Genomic DNA, 22,519 nt, shown 5'->3' on the forward strand with positions numbered 1-22,519 from the left:
GTTAGTCACTCTTCGCCTCTGGGGTTACTCAGCGCCTGGAGCAGGACCTCAAGCTGACCGAGCTTCCGGCGCACTGTCGCCGACAGGTGGTCCAGATCGCCGGCCTGCCCTCCGCTGTGCGTGCACTCCCGACGAGTCGCTGCCATGTTTTGCCGGACCAATCGGAGGTCCTGGGCTCCCGAGACCGCCTTTCGTGCCCAGTGCTGGACGTTTAGGGCCTCTTGCACGGCTGACGCTCCCAGGTTTGCGTGCCAGTCGAGCGGAAGGTCGGCTGGTAGTTCCTCGAGCCGGTCCAGCGCGTTGCTGAACGTGAACCAGCCGTCATGAGGACGGAACAGGTGGTTGTCGAGAGCACGCTTTCCTACCTCCTTCGCGGCCTGGGCAACGGACCTCGGCGCCTGCCCTTCGAGGCCGCCGGCCAACTCCTTGACGGCCGCAGCCACCTCCGCCAGGAAACCTTCGGTCTCTCCCTCCATGGCGGAAAGCAGGTCCCGGGCCGCCTTGGCGACGACTGGCGCAGCGTCGACGTATCGCGTCGCCACAGCGTTAAGGTGCTCTGCAGGTGCGTTGAGCACTCGTTGAAGGCCAGCCTCTAGCTCCGCAGCATCGATGAGTTGTGGTTTGCCGGTCGGTCCCTGCCGCACCGCCGCGAGTTGTCCCACCAGGTCAGTCGCCCGTACATCGCGCAGCACATCGCGTGCGACGCTATCCACACCCGCCCAGCCCGATGTGCTCTTGATGACCGCTCCGGCGGTCCCAGTCAGCACAGCGCCGACGTCGCGAAGTTGGTCGGGCGAGGCTCCGGCGGCGAGTAGCGCCACTGCTCGGGTGCCCACCGCCGCGCACGCCAGGTCCCGTCCACCGACGTAATCCCGGAACGCCGTCCGGACGAGCTCAGCCCAGTAATCCAGCCGCTCCTCGAGGCTGATCATCATCTCGACCGGATCGTAGCCCTCTGGCCACGGCCATCCGCCCTTGTCTGAGAGCCAGTGCCCGTGGTCCACGAACCACCGCGCCGCGATCAGGACCCGGATGTCCTCCGCACTGCGATGTAGTTCGAAGCGAAGTTTCCCGGCACCGGCAGATCGACCACGAGCGTCCGAGCCGAAGTCGAACGTTTGCCGGCTAATGAGACCGCTCAGAATTTCGGCACCCGCGGTGTTCGCAGTCGCAGTGTGGAACAAGTCCTGGTCAAGATCGAGGCGGGAGGACACGAGACGGTGAAGGATGTCCCTGTAGAGGTCTACCTGGCTATCCGGAAGCCGCTCACCGTTCTGCCACTGAAAGAGATGCAAGAGGGGACTCGGTTGCGCCTGCGGGGGTTCCTCACGGCGCTTGGGCGGGATGATAGGCGTTGGCTGCTGCTGGCGTGCCGCGCCGTTGTCGAGCCCGAAGGCCTCGGCAACGGCGGGCGGTAAGGGCTCTTCGTCTCCCCAAATCACGAGGGCTCGATACAGCCGCTCTGCCTCGTCACCGATTCGGCCACCGAGCAGAATCTCCTTCCCACGTTGGACCTTGAAGTCGAAACGCTCGCGCACGCGCTCGTGGGGATAGGTGCCGCGCACGATGTGGGGTTCGGCCTCGACGAGCGCCTCTGAGACGCAGATGTCCAGGATCTGCCTCGGCGTTGCACCTGAGCCACGGGCCTCAAGAGACCGCCGTAGTGCAGTGCTGTTGTACGGATAGAGCCCGACCTCGCCCAGTCCTGGAACATACGTGTTGCCGAAGCCCACGTGGCATTGACTGCGGAACCGACACGGCAACCCCTCCTCGCGAGTATCACAGGCGTTGGGCACCCAGTCCTCTGTTCCACTGCTGCGCGCCGCAGACCAGGCAGAATCGACATTCTTACGCCCGAGGCGGACGAGGTTCAGGTAGCGGGCCAGGAAGGCGTCACGATCCTCGAGGGGGAAGTTGCCGACCTTGAACTGATGTGTGATGCGCGTCTGTACCGTCTCTGGGAAGTCTGCGTAGCGGTCCTCGGTCACCGCGAAGAGGACGCGTAGCGGAGCCATGTCGGGCCCGGGTTGAATGACGAACTGGTCGTACAGTTCACCGTCGACCAGACCGAACTGGGCGAGGTCCTCGAAGAGGAGGACCAGTTCGCGCCCCTGTTGGCGGAGCGCTTGCCGGGAGCGCTGGAACAGTAGGCTCAGGGTCTCGCCCGTGTGGTCGTGCAGGCCGATGGTCCTGGGTAGGGCCTTGCGCAGTGCCTCATCCAGCAACCGCAATGCCGGCTCGGGATCCAACGTGATCTGATCCCACAGAACGCGAAGGTTACCGTTTCGAGCCAATTCTCTGCGCACACCCGGCACACGCAATGGTAAATCCGCGTCCTCGAACCGCTCCTGCTGTTCGTCCCGACGGGATGTCTGCGCGAAGATCGACTGTACGACGTGATCGAGTAATCCACCTGACCGGAGAAGGGCTCGGTTCACCTGCGTCAGGACCAGAAGGTCGGCCAGGCCGTCCCGGCGCTTTCCGTTCTCGTCCGACTCTCCGAGGAGGTTGTTGCGCTCTTCCCGAGCGCTCCGCTTGTCCGGGTCCTCGTCGTTGCTTCCTGCTTGCAACTCGAGCGTCCAGGTAAGGGCGAGCCGCATTTCCTCCAGGAGTCGGTCCTGCAACTCGGCGGGCGTCGTCTTCCCCACGGCCGCGTCGATGCGTTTCATCAGGTCCTGCCCCCACTGCCGGGGAGACCAGCGACGATACGCCGGAGTAGGTCGCGGATGGTCTGCACTGCACGCGGCACGTAGAGGACGTGATAGCGAGGACTTGGGTCTAGGTGTGCGTTGACCCACCGCACCACATGGCTCTTGCCCGCTCCCGATTCACCGGTGACCGCGATTAGCGTATTCCGGTCGGGATCTCCGATGTGCGCCTGAAGGGCGCCCAGGACCTGACGCTCGTCGGAACCATCGCCCGGTAACTGTTCCCCCCTGCGGTGCGACACGACCATGGGCGTGTGCGCCGCGAGGAAGACTGCGCCTGCATCGATGGGCAATGCACCGATGTCGGAGTAGACCGTCTGGCGGACGTCCGCGTTTGTCCAGCAGCGGAAACCTTTCATCGTGCTGGTCATGCGGCCACCTCCGCAACAAGTACCTGCCCAATCCGCCAACTCTGGTCGCCGATCCGGAGGACGGCTGCGGTGCTCGCGTCGGCCGATGGGGCGAGATCGAGGATTCCTCGGCGCTTCAGCTTCTGTGCGGCTAGCGCTACCGAGGCGGAAATTCCCTGAGGTCGTACGCTGCCTTGCGGCAGGGCCGAAATGAGGGCCGGATGGCCGAGCACGGGCAGGATCTCATGTAGTTGACGGAACCACTGCTCCGCGCGTTCCTGCCGCGGCAGTCTGTCGAGGACGTCAAGCAGTGCCCTGGTGGGGTCTACCAGAAGGTAGGCATCCTGCCTGCCGACCTGTGCGACCGTCGCTATCCCGAGGGACCGGATCCACCGCCGAAAGGCTCCCCACTGCTCAACGTTCTCAACAGCGTTGCGCATGCCGGCCTTCTCGAACGCGGTCTCCGGCCCCTTGTCCCAATTCAACGAAAGAGGTTCCATTGGATCCCGTAGCAAGATCCAGGTTAGGGCGAGCGCAACGTCGGACGGCTTGTTCCCGGCCCTCACCTCTTCCAGCGCTCGCGATGAGAGCAAACGGAGGACCAGGCTGCGAAAAACGCGGGAGTCTGCGGATGGGAGTGGTCCAACCTCCCTCCGGATGCTGTCTGTCAGCTTCCATATGCGTCGCCCACGCCCGCCGCGCTCGCTGTCGAACAGCCCCAGGTCCTCGCCAACGCTCAAAGATGAAGTGAGGACGCTTGAGGGGTCGTCGCCAGCGGACGAGACGCCACGCGTCTCGGCCATGGCCACTGGTCGCAGCACCCTCTGCAACTCGTTCTCTTCCACACCGTCGAGTTGCGTCGCCAGATACCGGCTGATCACTAGCAATGCGGGAACGCTTGCGAGTACGTGCCGCTTCAGATAGTCCACGAATTGCTCCCCAGAATGTGCAGGGCGGTGTCGGCGTCGAGCCCCGCGAGATCCCGCCCCACCTCATTACTTCCGATGGTGGCCCCACTCGCCACCAGCAGCACATCGAATGCCGGAGGAGCGGCGAGCCGCCGAGACATTCGGGCTCGCGGGCTCAGCCAGGATCTCGGGATGCGGCGTCCTGGTGGCCAAACCACAAAGGAAGAGCAGGGCGTCAGGTCGCTTGGAGTGACAGGCGAGGGGTCGACAAATAGCCAATCAGGGTCCTCTACAAGACCTCCGACAGTCCCGGCGATGTGCCGGACGCCTCGGCGGACCAGTGCGCGAGCGAGCGGTGGAGTGACTCGCTCATGGTCGTCCGTCAGGAGGAAGATGAGACCGTCACGGGCGCCCGCGGCGTCCGCGAGGTCTTTGAGGTCAGCCATCATATCGCCTGGAAGTGGCCACGCCTGGGGCGGCCAAGGCGGCCGTTCGTCCGCCCTGTTCTCCCCGCATGCTCGGCAACCTGGGCACCGCCCGCACGGCGAGGCGGGCTCGACGAAGTGGGCTGCCTGGCCGAACAGCGCATAGAGTTCCTTGTCTGGACGGTACGCCTGCGCGATCGCCTCGCAAGCCCGTACGTCTCGCCTGGCGACCGACTCCATGAGTTCCAGGGCTTGGATAGAGCGCCCAGCCTCAGCCTTCTGCCATGGCGTCCACTCCTGCGACCAGAACTGAGCGGTGGCGAGGTCGCCCTGAGTCAGATTCACGGCCGTCCAGTCGGCCTGCTGATCGTCCCCGTCCCCGATCAACTCGGCCAGATCCTCTGCGTCGACCTGGAAGCGGCCAATCCGACGCAACTCTACGAGGCCCTGAACGAGTTGGGCATTCCAGCGGCGGTTGTACGATCCCCGGCCGACACCGCGGCTGCCTTCCAGATCGAGGAAAGACGTCCCGCGCAACTCTCGACGGTGGCGCCAGAGGTCTGACCATCGCTCTCGAGCAGTATCGGCGGTGAGCACCGTGATCCCGAGACTTGCAGCCTCTCGACGGTCCTGCGGGGCAGTCGCCAGGAGCGCAATCGAGGCGTCGCCGTCGCGCCCACCCCGACCCAACTCCTGGTACCACCGGTCAACCGTCTCGGGCAGGCAGGCATGCACGACGGCCCGAACATGTCCGTAATCAATACCGAGGCCGAAGGCCGACGTGGCGACGACGAGGTCTACCTTGCTTGGCTGGCCGTCTGTTGCACGGAGGTCGGCCAGCACGCGGGCGCGATCGTCAGACTTGGTCTCGCCCGTCACCGTCGCAACCCGTCGATACCCCGCGTGGCGTAGGCGAGTCAGCCAGCGCTGGGCGATTTCCGGAGCGGTGACATAGAGCACGGCTGGCCGCGGCAGGTGCGCCAGGGCCTCAAGCACCCTTTCCTCGCGCTGCTGGTCGTCGTCCGCGTCGCTGATCCACATATCGGGCTCGGCCCGGAGGGAGTTGGCCGCGATCAAGGTGCAGGTGTCCGCGGATCCGAAGAGGTCCCGCAGGTCCCGCAGTTCGTGCTCACCCAGAGTTGCGCTGAGTAGCAGTGTCGTCGGGCTGGGATGTCCTACTTCCCCGGCCCGCTTCACGAGCTCATCCCGAAGGTTGCCAAGCGTCCGGAACTCGGGGCGGAAGTCTCGCCCCCACTGAGTGACCAGATGGGCCTCGTCAACGACGAAGCCTCCGAGGCGACCGCCGGACGCAGCCTCCATCAACAGTGAGCGCAGTGCCCTGCTGACAGACTCTGGCGAGGTGACGAGGATCGGTTGTTTGCCATCAAGGACCCGACGCCGCAGGCTTTGCCTCAGATCCTCGTTCGTGCTGGCAGTCCATGCGAAATGCAGGGCGGACTTGTCCACCCGGGGGTTCCTGCGCGCGTAGTGATCTCGGAACCGGCGTTCGAAGTCGTAGGCCAGCGCCACAGTCGGCACGACGATGATGGTTACGGCGTCCGGGTACCGTTCCGCCAAGCAGAGCGCTACCTCCGTCTTACCGGAGCCCGTGGGCAGCATGGCGATGATGCTGCTGCCGTCCGGAACCGACACTACGGCCCGGCAGGCGGCACGTTGGCCAGCGGTGCGGTACTGCGAATGTCCGGTGTAACGCTCGAAGAACGGGTCGGCTGGCAGGTCGTCCTGGTGAAAGCGTTGCCCCAATTCGGTGCCAGCCGCAGCTGCGGCGTCCGGTGCTCCTCCCGACAGATCGAGCCACTTGGGCTGCCAGGCAGGCGCGAACCAGATGCCACCCCACTCCTCTCGTAGGTCTACGACGCCAGCCACTCGGCATAGCTGGGCGGAGATCTCTGGGGAGACGGTGACTCGCACGTTCCGTTTGGCTACCAGAGACCACCGCCGCAGGAGATGCCGGATGAGCACAGCGAGGTCGAGGTCAGCGCTCTTGGCGTCGCCGACAACTTGCGCCACCCGGGCATAGAGATCGTCCTCGAAGACCGGTGCACCGACCGCGGGGGAGGCCAGGAGTTGACGAACCTGCTCGTCCTGATCGAGTGATGGCCCGCGCTCTGTCATGAGGCCGGCCAGAGGACAATCGCGCCGCAAGCAGTCATGATCGCAGCGGGCTTCCCGATCCCCCGCTCCAGCGCCTGGCCGAGAGCCTCCTCGCGCTGAAGGTCCAACTGCGCGCCAAGACGTTCGGCAGCTGAACTTAGCCGCTCCGATCTGGCACGCAGCACAGCGAGGCGCCCCGCTACCTCCTCCTGTGCCCGCTTCGCCGCGGCCGCCGGTGCGCTCGCCAGCGCCGGCGACCTCTGCAGGGTGTCATAGGCTGTCTCTCCGGCCATCTGGCATAGTTGCTGCCAGTCAGGGAGAGCGGACAACACCTTCTCCCACAGTTCGCCCCTCAACACTTCGTCGGATCCCGGGTCGAACGGTAAGCCCAGTACATTCCGCACGAGGCCTGCTGGGGCGTAGCCGGAGGCGCTCGTCCAAGTGCGAACGATAGCTGGTGGCAGCAGGGCATCAGCCCGGCGCCGCAAACGCCGGCGCTCGGCTTCGCTGGTGACCTGCGCGTGGGAGGCGTCAAATTCCACCAGGAAGTCGCAATGCAGCCAGAGAGTTGGTACTTCGACCGCCGAGCAGAGTCGGACGAAGGCGTGTGCCCGTCCCCTCTCGTCCCGCTGAAGGTATCCGGCAAGCCAGTCGACGAGGGGGTCCCCGAGTCGTAGCGGGGCAGCACCTCTTCGGGCGATGGCCGCGTCACGAGAGTACGCGCGGGGCCGTTTGAGCAGTGGGCGTACCTCGTCTACTGCATCGGCGGGAAGCCCGTGGATCTCCGGGCCGAAATGCACGAGGCTCTTGTTCGGGTCCCCATGAGTGTGAAGCCCGACGCCTCCTCGCCTCCCGACAAGGCGCGAGAACGCTTCGCGCAACTCGGCGACATCCTGTTCCGCTTCGCGAAGCTCAACCACGGCTGCCTGGTCGAAGTGGGATGTAAGAGCGCCGGACTCGACTTCCTCAAGAAGGTCGACCTCTTCGCGCTCCTCCTCAAGGTTGGCCCGCAGTTCGGCGAGGTCGAAATCGAACGCATGCCTGCCGGACTGCTGCAGCCGCTGGGTCACCTCATCCAGAAGTTCGGCCAACCTGTGCTGTAGCGTCGCGGCGGACTGCTCGAAAATTCCGATTCCGTCGGCCAGTAGGCGTAGATGTGCGCTGACCCAATCGCTGTCCGGCTCAGAGAAGACAACTATCTCAGCAGCACCTGGACGCTGGCTGTATCGATCCAAGCGCCCAATCCTCTGCTCTAGTCGGTTCGGATCGAGCGGCAGGTCCAAGTTCACGAGTACGTGTGCATCCTGCAGGTTACGGCCTTCTTCGAGTGACTGGTCTCCGACCAGCACCTGGCCGGCCGACGCTGACAGGAAATCCCACACGACCTCTTCGTGGTCGCTCTGACCCGCACCGCCGAAGTGCCTGCCGACCTGCCCCGGCCAGCGAGCGGTGGCATGCTCGTAGAACTCCCGAGCCGTGTCAGGCGATGTCGCCACCACCACAACCTTCAGGTCCTGGTCGAGCCGACCTTGTACTGCCTCGAGACTGGAGCGCAGGCGCACGTTCGTGTCCATCAGTTGGAGGCGAGCCACGGCTGCCTTCAGCAGTGCCCGGTCGTTCGGAGGCACGAACTCATGAGTCCCGGCCGATGCCGCGAGCCGCAACTGCAGGTGACGTAGAAGCGCTCGTGGTCCGCCTAACCCGTTGAGGACCGCCCTCGCGTACAGGCTTCGACTGGCTCGGCTCCCCAGATGTTCCTGGTATCGCTCTAGGAACGCATCCACTGTTGGGCGGGCGGGGTCATCAAGCCGGACGAAGACCGTGCGCCGGCCAGCCACTGGGTAGTCTTCAGTGGCTGGCGTATTCCGGCGATGTCGGACCATCCTCCTGCTGACGCGGTACGTTTCCCGCACGTAGTTGACCAGGTCGGACCAGCGGGGAGACGCCGCGTTCTCCTCCGCTCGGCACTCCTGCACGAGGCGGAGAACTGTCAAGTCCGTTCCGTGCAGCAGTTCCAGATTGTTCAGAACGCTGAGACGATGGCGCCTGGCAGTGCGGGGCGACGAAAGCAACTGAAGCCCGGTGGCCTCTCTCTCGCGTTGTTCTACTCGCTCTCGGAAGCCCTCTATGTCGTTCCTCGGGAATGCGACGGGATCAATGAGGTTGAGCAGGTCGAGGAAGGTAGCGTGATTCCTCCGCATTGGCGTCGCCGACAGCAGCAGGAGGGCATTTGTTTGCAAAAGGTTAATGCGGAGTGCGGGCGTTCGGTCGAGAAGATCGGCGGTTCGATGCGCCTCGTCCACAACAACAAGCGCAAAATGCCCAAGTGATCGGTAGCCTGCTAGTTGCTCGTGGGAGGCCAACTGCAGCCTTCCTGCGTCAATCTCCTCCTCCAGGAGGAACCGATCGGCCAACTCCTCCTCCCATTGACTCGTCAACTCGGCCGGTGCGGAAACCATCACGATCGCCGCGGGGTCATCGAGGAGCATCTGGCGGATAACAAGGCCGGCTTCAATGGTCTTGCCTAGCCCCACCTCGTCTGCTAGAAGATAGCGTGGCACTGGATCTGCCAGCACCCTGGCGGCAGTGTCGAGTTGGTGCTGGTAAAGCCCGATGGGCGCCGACAGCGCGGCGGTAAAACCTCGGGCGACACCGCGCTGATGGACCAACTGATCAAGGAAGCGATAACGCGCCTCGTAGTACTCGGGTGAATCACAGAATCCAACTGCGACGGCAGCGACCAGGTCGACCAGTGGCTGGTTCCACCGCACCAACAGGTGCTGCTCTTCAAGCGCGATGTCGCCCGACACGGCATGTAGTCGCACGAGGTAGCGGCCGTGGCTCAGATGGCCGGCCACCTCGCCTGCCATCCAGCCGTATGTCGTGCTCCTGACCCAGACCCGCGCGCCGTGGCTGAGCCTCGCCAGACGAACCCGGGCTACAGGTACTTTCCGAACTTCCTCGCGAACGCCCGGTAGGTCGACGTAGCGGAGGTGCGCCCGTCCACCCTCGACTGCCTCACACCACGCAAGGCCATCATGGCCTTCGAGATCGCGCACGATCCGTCCGACCAGATGCGATTTTCCTCCATCGCTCGCAAGCCTCGGCCGGCCGAAAGCGTTCGACGTGGTAGGCAATCCGGACAAGGGGCGCCTTTCAATACAGCAATCCAGACACATGGAGAGGTGTCACGAATAATCGCCCACCCGCGTCCAACCTGGACAGCACCTTCAGCCCGCGAGCATCGCCCCCACCTCCCCACAAGGTGTGCCGGGAAGATTACCGGGAGAGCTCCTAGCAGCGGGACCCCCCGGCAATCACCCGTTCAGCCGGTCCCACATCATCTCTCTGCACTGTCAATAACCTACGAAGTTGAGATTGCCCGAGGGCAACTACTTGCGGCGCTCCGGGATCCTCCCCAGCTCAGGGCACGGGTTATAGAAACTGGAGGTCTACCGTGGGCCAGCCAGCGGCAGGTGACGGACTGAGGTGACCCTCTGAGGCCGGGACACTGGACATACATATGAGGCTTCGGATCAGTGGACTTGTAGCGTGCTCGGTGCTGCTCCTCGCCGGCTGCGGCGGCGAGGCCGACAAGACGGCGCAGGCATCCTCGGCTGATGGCGCATCAGCCCCCCACAGTCGGCGGAGTCGGCCAAGCCGACGGGAGCCATTCTGGAGACCGGATTCGGTCAGCACGACGAGTACGTCGCGGTCGTCGCCCTGGTGGAGAACACCTCCGAGAAGGTCGGTCAGACCGTGACGGTGCAGTTCAACGTCTCCGACGCCGCCGGGACGCTACTCAAGAGCCAGTCCCAGGTCGAGTCCTTCACCCGGCCGGGGGCAGAAACTGGCCGTGACCACGCAGGTGGACCTTGAGAAGGGGCAGAAGGCCGCCAAGGTCGAGGCGACCCTACTCGTCGAGGATCTGGGCGCCTTCTCCGATGAGCCGTCCCCGGAGGTGCCCACCGGCCCAGCGAAGATTACCAAGTCGGAGTACGGCGACAAGGAATACAACGCCACCTTCGAGGTGCGCAATCCGAAGGCCGAGCCGCTCAAGGATGTCCGGATCGGGGTCATCTGCTAGAACGCGGCGAAGAAGATCGTCGGCGGCGGTTCCGACTACCCTGACCTCATTCCGCCGTCGGGCAAGATCGTGGTGAAGAGCACGCCGATCACCACCGGCAAGCCCGCATCCTGTGTCGCGTACGCCGCTGCTGCTGGTTGTTAGCGCCATCCGCTGAGGTGGTCCCTGCCGCAGGGGTGCAGCGGTGGACCTGCGCGGGCAGGTCCACCGCTGCCCGGCTCAGTCGTTGCGGGCGGTCTCCGGGCCGGTGATGCGGCGCAGCAGCGGCAGCGTCGAGGCAACGATCCCCAGCGACACCGCCAGCCCACTCGCGACCATCAGATAGAACGACCCATCGGGCGGCAGCAGCGTGTAGTGCAGCTGGGCCCGCAGGAACAGGTGCGCGGCCAGGAAGCCGATCCCGATGGCCACCGCCGAGACGGTCAGCAGCGGCACCACGGTCTCCAGCGCGACCACCCGGCGCAGGGTCGCGAGCTGGGCCCCGGTGAGGCGCAGCATGCTGAACGGGCGCTTCCGGTCGCTGAGCCCGCCGGCCACGCTCACCGCCAGGCTGCAGCCGGCGATCGGCAGGCTGGCCAGCATGATGACGTTGGCGAGCTGTTGGAACTGGACCAGTTGCCGCGCGCTGTCCGACTCCCACTCGGCGGTGCTGGACGGGAACCGGGCCGCCGGAAAGGCGTTGATCAGCATGGTGCGGGCCTGTTCGAAGGCGGCGCGGCTGGTGGTGTCGACGACCACCGACCGGATCGGCTGCCGGTCGACCTGCGCGGGGCTGGCGTCGGCGGCGGGCCAGACGTAGCTGTCGTTGGTCAGGTCCCAGGCGCGTTCGCCGATGAGGTCGTCGGCCACGGCCACGACCTGCGCGCCGGCGGCGCACCTGCCGAACACGGCCAGGCGTTCCAGCTCGGCGCAGGTGATGATGCCGGGCCACCAGCTCCGATAGGCGGCGGTGCCCGCCCGGAACTCCATCGGAGGTGGCGTGTCGACCGGGTTGGCGTGGACCAGAGTCACGCTGCGTACCCCGGGGATGGTCGACAGGGCGGGGAACCGGTCGGCGGTCGGCGCGGGTCCCTCCTCAGGTGGGAACCACGTCGACAGGGAGGTGGCGGCCACCGAGTCGGTGCGGGGCTCCCCCCGGTTGGCGACGTAGGTGGTGATGACCCCGGTGGCGACGCTGGTGACGAAGAGCGCCACGATCAGGCCGCTGACCGCCCGGAACGCTCCCTTGGGGTTGTCCGCGAGGCGCCGACCGGCGATGAGGGTGGCGGGCCGGCTGGCCCGCCCGGCGAGCAGGCGGGCACCGAGCATGGTCAGCCACGGCCCGGCCAGCACCAGCCCGGTCAGGATCAGGACGAACCCCGAGAGGTACGCGGTGATCTGCCCGTTGGTCGTCGGGGGACGCCGCCCGATGAAGTACGCCAACTCGGCGACCCCGGCCAGCAGCGGGACGACCCGCCAGGCGCCGGGCGGTGCCGGGGTGACCCGCCGGGTCACGCCCAGCGGTGAGATCTGCACCCGACGCAGGGCCAGCCAGGCGGCGACGACGGCGCCGAGCGGGATGCCGATCGCGACGGCCAGGGCGTCGACGAGGTTGAGCGACAGGTCGGCGGTGAAGAACCGTTCGCCGGTGAACGGGATCGCGGCGAGTGCCGGGCGGAGCGCGAGGAAGAGGCCGAACCCGACGGCGGTGCCGGCCACGGCCGCGACGGTCGACTCCACCGCCGAGATGACGGAGATCTGCCGTGGGGTGGCGCCGATCAGGCGCATCGCGGCGAAGCGCTGCTCGCGTCGGGTGGCGGCGAGCCGGGTGGCCGTACCGATGAAGATGAGCACCGGGAAGAGCAGCGCGGCGGCGACGACGGAGAGCACGAGGGTCATGCCGTCGGAGTCGATCCCGACGTAACAGCCGTGGCTGCAGTCGCTCGGTGAGGTGGTCATGATCTGGTCGACGCGCCGGGCCCCGAGCGGCTCCAGGTCGGCCGGGGTGCGGCCGATCAGGATCAGCAGTGAGTCGGGTGAGGGCAGCGCGGCCGGCCCCATCGTGCCGATCCGGTGGCCGGGGAAGCGGTCGCCGAGCTGCGCGGCCGGGGTGGTCCGCAGCAGGTCGTCCAGCGCGGGCGAGACGTAGAACTCACCCGGCCCGGGCAGCCGCGGCAGGCCCGGCGGGACGGGTGCGTGCGGGCCGAGCGCGGCGACCTCGACCCGGCCGATGGACCGGCCGTGGAAGTAGTCCTGGCGGATCAGGAACCACATCGGGTCGGCGGTCGGGTCGGCGGCGGCCGGGGCGACGGCGGTGTTGAGCCAGGCGTACCGCTGGTTCTGCGCGTCGACCGCGTTCATCCCGGCGAGGGTGGTCAGCAGCATGCCGACGCCGAGCGCGACGGCGGCGGCGATGATGACGAGCCGGACGGCGGCCTCCCGGCCGCCGGAGAGGGCCAGCCGCAGGCCGAAGCGGATCATGCGCCCACCAGCGCGTTCACCTTGCCGTCGCGGACGATGACCTGCCGGTCGGCGTACGCGGCGATGCGGGCCTCGTGGGTGACCAGGACGACGGTGGTGCCCTCCTCGTGGGCGGAGGTGACGAGCAGGTCCATCACCTGCTCGCCGGTGAGCGAGTCGAGCGCGCCGGTCGGCTCGTCGGCGAAGAGCACCTTGGGCCGGGCGACCAGGCCGCGGGCCAGTGCGACGCGTTGCGCCTGCCCGCCGGAGAGTTCGCCGGAGCGGCGGCGTTCCAGGCCGTCGAGGCCGAGCCGCGCGAACCAGGGGCGCGCCTCGGCGAGGGCGGCGGCCCGTCTGGCGCCGGAGAGCAGCAGCGGCAGCGCGACGTTCTCCTCGGCGGTCAGCTCGGGCACGAGCTGTCCGAACTGGAACACGAAACCGAACCGGTCCCGGCGCAGCATGCTGCGCTCCTGCTCGCTCAGGGTGTCGATCCGGTGGCCGTCGAAGTGGATCTCACCTGTGTCGGGCACCAGGATGCCGGCCAGGCAGTGCAGCAGGGTGGACTTGCCGGAGCCGCTGGGGCCCATGATGGCGACGATCTCGCCCGGGTCGACCGCGACGCTGGCACCGCGCAGGGCCGGGGTCTCGCCGAAGGAGAGGACGACGTCGCGCGCCTCGATGGCCGTCATCCCTTCACCACCTTTCGTAGCGCGTCCAGCCGGGCGACGGTGGTGTCGATCCAGTGCAGGTCGGCTTCGAGGTGGAACAGGCCGTGGTCGGCGAGCATGACGTCGACCAGGTTGCCGCCGCGCTTGACGGCGGTGAGTTCCTTCATCCGCCGCAGGTGGGTGGCGCGCTGGGCGTCGAGGTATTCCTCGGCGGGGCGGTCGAGCATGAGGGCCAGCACGACCTTGCTGAACAGCACGGTCTGCAGGTTGGGTTCGGCCTCGACCGGCTCGGTCAGCCACGACTCGAACTCGGTCGCGCCCTGGTCGGTGATGACGTAGCGCTTGCGCTCGGGGCCGACGCCCGGCTCGACCTCACCGACCACGATCTTGCCGTCGCGGGCGAGCCGGCCGAGGGTCGCGTAGACCTGGCCGAACGGGAGCGGCTTGCCCCGGTTGAAGAAGGAGTCGTAGTCGCGCTTCAGGTCGTAGCCGTGGCTGGGCTCGCGTTCGAGCAGGCCGAGCAGGGTCATGGGGACGCTCATGCCGTCACCCTACACCGGAGGTATACACCGCGTATATACACCGGGGGTAGGAGGGTGGATCCGGCGACACACCACGCGGCGGCGCGACGGCCCGGGGCGGAGGCGGCGAAGTTGTCACCGGGTGGCCCTAGCCTGGCGCGATCAGTGACAGCTCAGGAGGTAGCAGCATGCTCGACCACATGTCCGTTCCGGTCCGCGACCTGCAGGCCAACGCGGCCTTCTACGACCACGTGCTCGCGCCGCTGGGCGGACGCCGGATGATGGATTTCGGCGAGGCGATCGGCTATGGCACCGACCACGCGGACTTCTGGCTCACCCCCAACGGGACCGATGGCGAGGTCCCCGAGTCGCACATCGCCTTCACCGCGCCGGATCGCGCCGCGGTACGCGCGTTCCACGAGGCCGCCGTGGCGGCCGGTGCGGAGGTGCTGCACGCGCCCCGGGTGTGGCCGGAATACCACCCGACCTACTACGGCGCATTCGTCCGGGACCCGGACGGCAACAACGTCGAGGCCGTCTGCCACGCCCCGGAGTGACCTGAAGGGCCACCCCTCCAGAGCAGTCAGGGCAGAACCCCAGGTAAAGAATTCTTGACATCGTGTCGGCTGCGCTTGACACTGACGATGTCAAAGATTCTTTACCTGGGGAGTGTCGTGGCCTTCGAGGAGAAGCGCGCCTGGATCCTGGCGCTGGTGGCGGTCGCCGGCTGGGCCGCGTACGTGATGGTGGTCCTCGGCCGCGCGGGCGGCGGACCGCTCGCGGACGTCGCCTACGCGGGCCCGCTGCTGACCACGATCGGCGCGGCCATCGTCACGTCCATCGTGCTGAACATCGTGGTCTCGATCGTCTCGCCCGAGGGGGCGAACCAGAAGGACCAGCGGGACCGGGAGATCCACCGGGTCGGCGAACACATCGGGCAGTCCTTCGTGATCGTCGGCGGGGTGGCCGCCCTGGCGATGGCCCTCGCCGACTGGGACCAGTTCTGGATCGCCAACGTCATCTATCTCTGCTTCGTGCTGTCGGCGGTGGTCGGCTCCGCCGCGAAGATCGTCGCCTACCGGCGGGGATTCCAGTCGTGGTGAAGCCGACCCGGATCACCAACGCCATCCGGGCGCTGCGCTTCGCGCACGACGAGATGACCCAGGCCGAGCTGGCCCGCCGGATCGGCGTGACCCGACAGACCGTCATCGCCATCGAACAGGGCCGCTACTCCCCCTCGCTGGAGATGGCGTTCCAGATCGCCACCGTCTTCGGCGTGCCCCTCACCGACGTGTTCCAGTACCCGCAGGAGGAATCGTGAAGGCAGTCGTCCAGGACCGGTACGGCCCGGCCGAGGTGCTCCGCGTCGCCGACGTCGACCGGCCGACCGCCGGACCGGGTCAGGTGCTCGTGCAGGTCCGGGCGGCCGGTGTCGATCCCGGCGTCTGGCACCTGATGACCGGCCTGCCCTACCTGCTGCGCCTCGGCTACGGGCTGCGCCGCCCCCGCAACCAGGTCCCCGGGCTGGACCTCGCCGGCGTGGTCACCGCCGTCGGCCCCGGCGTCACCGGGTTCACCCCCGGCGACGCCGTCTACGGCACCGGCGCCGGCACCTTCGCCGCCTACGCCGTCGCCCCCGCCGACCGACTCGCCCTGAAACCCGGCAACCTCAGCTATACCGAGGCCGCCGCCGTCCCCGTCTCCGGGCAGACCGCGCTCACCGCCGTCCGCGACGCGGCCCGGGTCCGGCCCGGCCAGCGGGTCCTCGTCATCGGCGCCGGCGGCGGCGTCGGCACGTACGCCGTCCAGCTCGCCCGCGCGGCCGGTGCGCACGTCACCGGCGTCTGCGGGCCCGGCAAGCTCGACCTGGTCCGCGCCCTCGGCGCGACCGAGGTGGTCGACCACACCCGCGCCGACCTCCCCGACCAGCGGTACGACGTGGTGATCGACACCGGCGGCAACCGTCCACTGTCCCGGCTGCGCCGGGTGCTCACCCCGTCCGGGACGCTCGTGCTCGTCGGCGGGGAGGCCAGCGACGGGAAGTGGTTGCAGGGCTTCGACCGGCAGCTCCGGGCGTTGGCCCTGTCGCCGTTCGTCGGCCCCCGGCTGGTGCCGCTGGTCGCGAAGGAGAGCACCGCGAACCTGACGGCGCTGACGGAACTCATCGAGGCGGGGCAGGTGCGCCCGGTGGTCGACCGGACCTTCCCGCTGGCCGGAGTGGCCGACGCGATCCGGCACGTCGGGAACGGACACACCACTGGCAAGGTGGTCATCACTCTCTGACAACGACATCGACACGGCGTGTTTGCTGCCCCAGTCGTCGGGTACGGGCGAAATGCCGGCTCGTCAACGCTGCACGGAGGAACACGTCCATGGATTCCAGCAAGCCCGCCAAAGTGGTCAAGGACGTCGTGGAGAAGGTCGCCGACGTCCTCACCCCCGACGTGCCCGGTGTGCCGGGCAGCGCCCCGCCGTCCCTCGCCGAGCCCACCACCCCGCACGACCCCCTGCCGCCGAAGCCGGAGCAGGGGGCACCGGAGACGCGTACCCCGACCGGCGCGAAGACCGGCGCGCCCGCCAGCGCCAAGGCGCAGCAGGGCCGGTTCCTCACCACCGCGCAGGGGGCCCGCCTGCGCGACACGGACCATTCGCTGAAGGCCGGGCCGCGCGGCCCGGTCCTGCTCCAGGACCACCACTTCCGCGAGAAGATCACCCACTTCGACCACGAGCGCATCCCCGAGCGCGTGGTGCACGCGCGGGGCGCCGGGGCACACGGCGTCTTCACCGGGTACGGCACCGCTGACGCGCTGACCCGGGCCGGCTTCCTGAAGAAGGGCAAGGAGACCGACGTCTTCGTCCGCTTCTCCACGGTGCTCGGTTCGCGCGGTTCGGCCGACACGGTCCGCGACACCCGCGGCTTCGCCACGAAGTTCTACACCGACGAGGGCACGTTCGACCTGGTCGGCAACAACATGCCGGTCTTCTTCATCCAGGACGCGATCAAGTTCCCCGACATCATCCACGCCGCCAAGCCGCACCCGGACCGGGAGATCCCGCAGGCGCAGAGCGCGCACGACACCTTCTGGGACTTCGTCTCCCTGCACACCGAGGCGCAGCACCACACCATCTGGAACATGTCCGACCGGGGCATCCCCCGCTCCTACCGGACCATGGAGGGCTTCGGCGTCCACACGTTCCGGCTGGTCAACGACGCCGGGGAGACCGTGCTGGTCAAGTTCCACTGGAAGCCCAAGCTCGGCGTGCACTCCCTGGAATGGGAGGAGGCGCAGCTGCTGGCCGGCATCGACCCGGACTTCCACCGCCGCGACCTGTACGACGCGATCGAGGCCGGCGCGTACCCCGAGTGGGAACTCGGCATCCAGGTCTTCCCCGACACGCCTGAGGAGACCTTCGCCGGGATCGACCTGCTCGACCCGACGAAGATCGTGCCGGAGGAACTCGCCCCCGTGCAGCCGGTCGGGCGGATGGTCCTCAACCGGACGCCGACGAACTTCTTCGCCGAGACCGAGCAGGTCGCCTTCCACCTCGGCCACCTGCCGCCGGGCATCGACGTCACCAACGACCCGCTGCTGCAGGGGCGGCTCTTCTCCTACCTGGACACGCAGCTCACCCGGCTGGCCGGGCCGAACTTCCCGCAGATCCCGATCAACCGGCCGCACGCGGCGGTCAACGACATGCTCCGCGACGGCTACCACCAGCACGCCGTCCACGCGGGAGTCGCGCCGTACCGGCCGAACTCGCTGGACGGGGGCAACCCCTTCCCGGCCGGCGACGCCGACCACGCCTTCGTGGACGTGCCGGTCACGGTGGCCGAGGCGCCGAAGGTACGCGCCAACCCGGCCTCCTTCGACGACCACTTCAGCCAGGCCCGGCTCTTCTGGCAGAGCATGTCGCCGGTCGAGAAGGAACACATCGTCCGCGCCTACACCTTCGAGCTCGGCAAGTGCTATCACCAGGCGATCAAGGAACGGCAGCTCCAGTGCCTGGCCGACATCGACCCGGTGCTCTGCGCGCAGGTCGCCACCGGCCTGGGCCTGCCCGCACCGCAGTCCACCCGGCCGCTCGCCGAGGTCACGCCGAGCCCGGCCCTGTCGCAGGTCGGCCGGGAGTGGCCGGCCGACGGCCGCATGATCGGCATCGTGGTGGACGAGCACAGCGACCTCGACGGCCTCGGCACGCTGCGACGCGCGGTCTTCGACGCCGGCATGGTGCCGCTGCTGATCGCCCCGCACGGCGGCATGATCGGCGGCCTGCCGGTGCAGCGGACCTTCGCCACCGGCCGGTCGGTCGAGTTCGACGCGCTGCTGCTGGCGGGCGCGCCCGCACCGGCACCGGACGCGCTGCCCGCCCGGGACGCGAAGGCCGGCGCACCCGGCCCGGCGAACGTCGACCCGCGCGTGCTGCTTTTGGTCCAGGAGTGCTGGCGGCACGCCAAGGCGATCGGCGCGTGGGACGGCGGCGTCGACGTGCTGCGGGCGGCCGGGGTGGCCGACACGCCCGGCGTCGTCACCGGTGAGTCCGCGAGCGACGTGCTCGGCACCGTGCAGCAGTTGATGGCGGCGCACCGGGTCTGGCAACGGTTCCCGGCGTCGATCGCCTGACCCACCGATCAGCAGGACGGGTCGTGACCAGCGGAGGCGTTGGTCACGGCCCGTCTTCCTGCCGGGAGCGCGGGTCCCGGTCGCCCGGCTGGCACGATGGGCAGGTGGACATCGAGCCGGTCGACGCCGCGCCCAGCCGGGCGTTCCCGTGGGCGGTGCTGGGGCAACGCTGGCAGGACCTGACGTTCCTGCACTGGGCGGTCGCGCCGGAGCTGGTCGCGCCGCTGCTGCCCGCCGGCACCCGACCCGACACCCTCGACGGCCGGACGTACGTCGGGCTGATCGGTTTCCGGATGGTGGGGCTGGGCCTCGGCCGGGGGCCGGGTGTGCCGTACTTCGGCACCTTCTGGGAGACCAACGTCCGGCTGTACTCGGTGGACGGCACCGGGCGGCGGGCCGTGGTGTTCCGCTCCCTCGACGCGTCGCGGCTGGTGCCGGTGCTGGTGGCGCAGGCCGCGCTGCGGCTGCCGTACAAATGGTCGTCGATGCGGCTGGAACGCGACGGCGACCGGCTCACCTACCGCTGCCGGCGGCGGTGGCCCGGTCCGGCGGGCGCGACGAGCCGGATGGTGGTCCGGGTCGGCGCACCCGTCGCCGACCCGACGCCCCTCGATCACTTCGTCACCGCCCGCTGGGGGCTGCACACCCGGGCGTACGGGCGCACCCTGCACCTGCCGAACTGGCATCCGCGCTGGCCGCTGCACCGGGCCGAGCTGCTGCACCTCGACGACGAACTGGTCACCGCCGCCGGGCTGCCGCCGATGGCCGGCCCGCCGGTGAGCGTGCTCTACTCCCCCGGCGTACCGGTCGTCTTCGGGCCCCCGACGACGCTGCGCTGACCGGTCAGCGCACCGGGTCGTGGGTGCCGCGCGGCACGTCCGGCCTGCAGCGGCGCAACCGGTCGGCGGCCATCCGCCCGCCGGTCGCCAGGCCGTGACGTTCCACCGCCGCCAACCCGTACGCGCTGCAGGTGGGGGTGTAACGGCACTGGCCGGGCCAGCGGTGCGACAGCCAGCGCCGGTAGCCGAGGATCGCCGCCCGACCGGCCCGGTCCACCACCGGCGCCCGGGTCGCGCCCGCCGCCACCGAGCCGAGGGTCAGCAGGAACGAGAAGAGCCCGAAGTCGCAGCAGGGGACGTCGTCGCAGAACTGGATCCCGTCGCAGCCGTCGCAGTCGTTGGAGCTGTGCTTCTTCTTGTGGTGCCGCTTCCGCCAGAGGTTGATCACGCCGCACATGATGCGACACCCACGCCAGTGCCCGGCAACCCGATCCGGGTCAGGCGGCGTCGACGTCGGGCGAGAAGCGGACATCGAGCCGCATGTCGAGGGCCCGCGCCAGGCGCTCCCGCACGACCAGCGTGGGGACCTGGTGATCCGCCGGCCCTGCCGCCTCGCACGGCGTGGACCCGGACGGCGCCTGTCGGCTGGGGCCCCGAGCAGCCAAGGCCGCTGCCGCGGCTGGCCGGGACCCGATCGGAGCGGGTTCTCCCGGGTCGGGTGGGAGCCCGCGGTGACGCCTAGCGTCGGTGGCGGAAGACGGAAGGAGCACCGGGTGCTGGAGCGACTCAATCAGGCCATGGAGCACATCGAGCGCCACCTCGACCAGCGGATCGAGGTGGCCGAGCTGGCCCGGATCGCGGTCACCTCGGAACACCACTTCCGGCGGCTCTTCTCCGCGCTGGCCGGCGTACCGCTGTCGGAGTACGTCCGGCGGCGACGCCTCACCGTCGCGGGCGCGGAGGTGCTGGCCGGTGAGAAGTCGCTGCTCGACATCGCGGTCCGCTGGGGCTACGGCTCGAACGAGGCCTTCGCCCGGGCGTTCCGCGCCGTGCACGGGATCGGTCCGCGCGAGGCCCGGCGTACGGGGGCGACGCTGCACTCCCAACCCCGGATGTCCTTCCGACTCGTCGTCGAAGGGAGCACCACCATGCGATACCGGATCGTGGCGAAGGACGCCTTCCATCTGGTCGGGCGGAAGGCCCGCGTCCCGCTGGTCCACGAGGGGATGAACCCGGACATCGTCGCCTTCGTCCGGGGCGTCGAGCCGGCGACCGTACGCCGGATCGAGGCGCTGTCGGACCAGGAGCCGCGGGGCGTCGTCAACGTCAGCGACAACCTGGTGGGTGACCGGGCGGAGGGCTCCGAGCTGGACTACTGGCTCGGCGCGGTGACCGGTGCCGACGTACCCGGAGACCTGGACACGCTGCCGGTGGCGGCGGGCGACTGGGCGGTCTTCGCGACGGCCGGCGAGTTCCCGCAGGCGGTGCAGCACCTGTGGCGGGACGTGTTCACCCAGTGGTTCCCGTCGAACCCGTACGAGAGCCGGCCCGGCCCGGAGATCTCCAAGGTGCGGGTGTCGGCGGACGGGCGGCACGCCGACGCCGAACTGTGGATCCCGGTGCGCCGGGCCTGACCGGGATCACCCCTGCGCGGCCCAGGCCCGCCGGACGGCGTCGAGGGCCGCCTCGCGGTCGACGCCGAGCAGCCGCGCCTGCCGCAGGTAGGCGGTGGCGTGCCGGTCGAGGGCCTGTCTCCGCTCGTCGGCGGGCTCGGGGACGGCCCGTTCGGCGACCCGGGTGCCGCCGCCGCGGCGGGAGCGCACCAGCCCGCCGGCCTCCAACTCGCGGTAGGTGCGGGCCACGGTGCCGACGGCGAGGCCGAGGTCACCGGCGAGCTGGCGCAGCGGCGGCAGCCGGTCCCCGGGGGCGAGCACCCCGGCGCCGATCAGTTCGGCGAGCTGCCGCCGCAGCTGCTCGTAGGGCGGGGTGGGGTCGTCGGCCCTGACCTGGAGGGTCGGGGGTGCGCTCACGCCGGCACCGGGACGGGTCGGGTCGGTCGGGTGCCGGCGGTCAGCAGGGCGGACCCGCTCCAGCCGAGCAGCGCGAGCCAGCCGGGAACCAGCAGGATCAGCAGCCAGGCGGTCGCCGTCCACCACACCGGCCGGCACGGGCTGGCCAGCAGGCCGGCGGCGGTGACCAGGGAGACGCCGATCAGCGGGACGGTGAGCAGCAGGCCGGCGGCACCGGTGACGGCGGCTGCGGAGCGACGCCGCTCGGCGTCGTCGGGCACCAGGTCACCGACGGCGTCCTGGGGGCGGGGCCGCCCGACCACCCGGCGCAGCGCCAGCCCGGCGAGCAGCACGCCGACACCGACCACCGCGGCGAGCGGCAGGCTGTAGAAGGAGCCGGCCCAGGGGCCGTGGGAGCCGGCGTACCGGCCGCAGTCGTACGCCAGGGAGCGGCCGGCGCGGCCCAGGTCGTCGGCGGAGGCGGCGGTGGTGGTCGCGGCCAGCAGGGCGGTGAGCGTGCCACCGGCGGCGACGACCGTCCACCCGGGAACGCGCGGCAGGTAGTCGCGGACCCGGCGGGTCTCCAGGGCGGCCCGGCGGGTGCTGCCGGCGGCGCGGACCGCGCGGGTCTCCCCCACCACCACGCCGGCCAGGACGCAGAGCGCGAGCAGCGGCGCGGCGAGCAGCACGCCCCGGCCCAGCGGGTCCCGGTCCCAGGCGACGGCGGCGACGACCACGCCCAGCAGCAGCCCGGTCCACCGCCAGCGCCGGATGGTTCGTCGGACGGCGGCGGGCGTGGTGTCGGCCTCCGCCGACGGTCGGGCCAGCAGGGCCACGAGCAGGAACCCGAGCACGGGTCCGAGGGCCAGCACGGTCGCCATGTCGCCA

Annotated in this window: 20 protein-coding genes; 9 read left to right on the top strand and 11 right to left on the bottom strand. The window is 69.0% G+C overall.

Annotated elements, in window-relative coordinates:
* Window positions 1-5: 5 nt before the first annotated feature.
* Genes ABUL08_RS17990 through dpdE form a run of 5 tightly spaced genes read right to left on the bottom strand, consistent with a single transcriptional unit; the run spans window position 6 to window position 9,685 of the window.
* Window positions 6-2,669 (bottom strand): hypothetical protein, encoded by a 2,664-nt coding sequence (locus tag ABUL08_RS17990; protein ID WP_350931078.1) that lies wholly within the window; start codon window positions 2,667-2,669, stop codon window positions 6-8.
* Window positions 2,669-3,079 (bottom strand): ATP-binding protein, encoded by a 411-nt coding sequence (locus ABUL08_RS17995; RefSeq protein WP_350931079.1) that lies wholly within the window; start codon window positions 3,077-3,079, stop codon window positions 2,669-2,671. The genes ABUL08_RS17990 and ABUL08_RS17995 overlap by 1 nt, the downstream gene beginning before the upstream one ends.
* On the bottom strand, window positions 3,076-3,987 hold the full coding sequence (dpdG, locus tag ABUL08_RS18000) for a protein DpdG (RefSeq protein WP_350931080.1): 912 nt from the start codon (window positions 3,985-3,987) through the stop codon (window positions 3,076-3,078). The genes ABUL08_RS17995 and dpdG overlap by 4 nt, the downstream gene beginning before the upstream one ends.
* Entirely contained in the window at window positions 3,975-6,527 is a 2,553-nt protein-coding gene (gene dpdF / locus ABUL08_RS18005; RefSeq protein ID WP_350931082.1) for a protein DpdF, read from the bottom strand. Before dpdF ends, dpdG begins: the two co-directional genes overlap by 13 nt.
* Complete coding sequence (dpdE, locus tag ABUL08_RS18010; RefSeq protein WP_350931083.1) at window positions 6,524-9,685, bottom strand: protein DpdE; 3,162 nt, start codon at window positions 9,683-9,685, stop codon at window positions 6,524-6,526. Before dpdE ends, dpdF begins: the two co-directional genes overlap by 4 nt.
* A 496-nt stretch (window positions 9,686-10,181) precedes the next feature.
* Between dpdE and ABUL08_RS18015 the strand changes: the two genes are divergently transcribed.
* Both ABUL08_RS18015 and ABUL08_RS18020 read left to right on the top strand, forming a co-directional pair.
* Window positions 10,182-10,385 (top strand): FxLYD domain-containing protein, encoded by a 204-nt coding sequence (locus ABUL08_RS18015; protein WP_350938688.1) that lies wholly within the window; start codon window positions 10,182-10,184, stop codon window positions 10,383-10,385.
* On the top strand, window positions 10,363-10,593 hold the full coding sequence (locus ABUL08_RS18020; protein WP_350931084.1) for a hypothetical protein: 231 nt from the start codon (window positions 10,363-10,365) through the stop codon (window positions 10,591-10,593). Before ABUL08_RS18015 ends, ABUL08_RS18020 begins: the two co-directional genes overlap by 23 nt.
* A 219-nt stretch (window positions 10,594-10,812) precedes the next feature.
* Here ABUL08_RS18020 and ABUL08_RS18025 read toward each other — a convergent pair whose 3' ends face one another.
* Genes ABUL08_RS18025 through ABUL08_RS18035 form a run of 3 tightly spaced genes read right to left on the bottom strand, consistent with a single transcriptional unit; the run spans window position 10,813 to window position 14,242 of the window.
* On the bottom strand, window positions 10,813-13,053 hold the full coding sequence (locus ABUL08_RS18025) for an ABC transporter permease (protein WP_350931085.1): 2,241 nt from the start codon (window positions 13,051-13,053) through the stop codon (window positions 10,813-10,815).
* Window positions 13,050-13,721, bottom strand: coding sequence for an ABC transporter ATP-binding protein (locus ABUL08_RS18030; protein ID WP_350931086.1), 672 nt, complete (start codon window positions 13,719-13,721; stop codon window positions 13,050-13,052). The genes ABUL08_RS18025 and ABUL08_RS18030 overlap by 4 nt, the downstream gene beginning before the upstream one ends.
* Window positions 13,718-14,242, bottom strand: a complete 525-nt coding sequence (locus ABUL08_RS18035) for a PadR family transcriptional regulator (RefSeq protein ID WP_350931087.1) — start codon at window positions 14,240-14,242, stop codon at window positions 13,718-13,720. The genes ABUL08_RS18030 and ABUL08_RS18035 overlap by 4 nt, the downstream gene beginning before the upstream one ends.
* A gap of 167 nt (window positions 14,243-14,409) precedes the next feature.
* Between ABUL08_RS18035 and ABUL08_RS18040 the strand changes: the two genes are divergently transcribed.
* From ABUL08_RS18040 to ABUL08_RS18065, 6 genes are all read left to right on the top strand, one after another.
* Complete coding sequence (locus ABUL08_RS18040; RefSeq protein WP_350931088.1) at window positions 14,410-14,778, top strand: VOC family protein; 369 nt, start codon at window positions 14,410-14,412, stop codon at window positions 14,776-14,778.
* An 87-nt stretch (window positions 14,779-14,865) separates the two neighbouring features.
* Window positions 14,866-15,324: a hypothetical protein gene (locus ABUL08_RS18045; RefSeq protein ID WP_350931089.1), complete on the top strand. Its 459-nt coding sequence runs from the start codon at window positions 14,866-14,868 to the stop codon at window positions 15,322-15,324.
* Complete coding sequence (locus tag ABUL08_RS18050; protein WP_377521774.1) at window positions 15,318-15,542, top strand: helix-turn-helix transcriptional regulator; 225 nt, start codon at window positions 15,318-15,320, stop codon at window positions 15,540-15,542. Before ABUL08_RS18045 ends, ABUL08_RS18050 begins: the two co-directional genes overlap by 7 nt.
* Complete coding sequence (locus ABUL08_RS18055) at window positions 15,539-16,504, top strand: NAD(P)-dependent alcohol dehydrogenase (RefSeq protein ID WP_350931090.1); 966 nt, start codon at window positions 15,539-15,541, stop codon at window positions 16,502-16,504. Before ABUL08_RS18050 ends, ABUL08_RS18055 begins: the two co-directional genes overlap by 4 nt.
* Window positions 16,505-16,593: 89 nt before the next feature.
* A complete protein-coding gene (locus ABUL08_RS18060) occupies window positions 16,594-18,843 on the top strand; it encodes a catalase (protein ID WP_350931092.1) in 2,250 nt (749 codons plus the stop codon).
* A 104-nt stretch (window positions 18,844-18,947) separates the two neighbouring features.
* Entirely contained in the window at window positions 18,948-19,682 is a 735-nt protein-coding gene (locus ABUL08_RS18065; RefSeq protein WP_350931093.1) for a YqjF family protein, read from the top strand.
* A 4-nt stretch (window positions 19,683-19,686) separates the two neighbouring features.
* Here the strand turns inward: ABUL08_RS18065 and yidD are convergent, their stop codons facing one another.
* The gene (gene yidD, locus ABUL08_RS18070; protein ID WP_350931094.1) at window positions 19,687-20,079 is read right to left on the bottom strand and encodes a membrane protein insertion efficiency factor YidD; all 393 of its coding nucleotides are present in this window, start codon (window positions 20,077-20,079) and stop codon (window positions 19,687-19,689) included.
* Window positions 20,080-20,395: 316 nt separating this feature from the next.
* On the opposite strand from yidD, the gene ABUL08_RS18075 reads away from it, so the two are divergent.
* Entirely contained in the window at window positions 20,396-21,256 is an 861-nt protein-coding gene (locus tag ABUL08_RS18075; protein ID WP_350931095.1) for an AraC family transcriptional regulator, read from the top strand.
* A gap of 6 nt (window positions 21,257-21,262) precedes the next feature.
* On the opposite strand, the gene ABUL08_RS18080 is transcribed toward ABUL08_RS18075, so the two are convergent.
* Both ABUL08_RS18080 and ABUL08_RS18085 read right to left on the bottom strand, forming a co-directional pair.
* Window positions 21,263-21,652, bottom strand: coding sequence for a GntR family transcriptional regulator (locus tag ABUL08_RS18080; protein WP_350931096.1), 390 nt, complete (start codon window positions 21,650-21,652; stop codon window positions 21,263-21,265).
* Window positions 21,649-22,512 carry a hypothetical protein gene (locus ABUL08_RS18085; protein WP_350931097.1) on the bottom strand — a complete coding sequence of 288 codons (864 nt, stop codon included), beginning with the start codon at window positions 22,510-22,512 and terminating at the stop codon, window positions 21,649-21,651. The genes ABUL08_RS18080 and ABUL08_RS18085 overlap by 4 nt, the downstream gene beginning before the upstream one ends.
* Between the last annotated feature and the right edge of the window lie 7 nt (window positions 22,513-22,519).

The sequence above is a fragment of the Micromonospora sp. CCTCC AA 2012012 genome (genome assembly GCF_040499845.1).
In the GTDB taxonomy this organism is placed as follows: domain Bacteria; phylum Actinomycetota; class Actinomycetes; order Mycobacteriales; family Micromonosporaceae; genus Micromonospora; species Micromonospora mangrovi.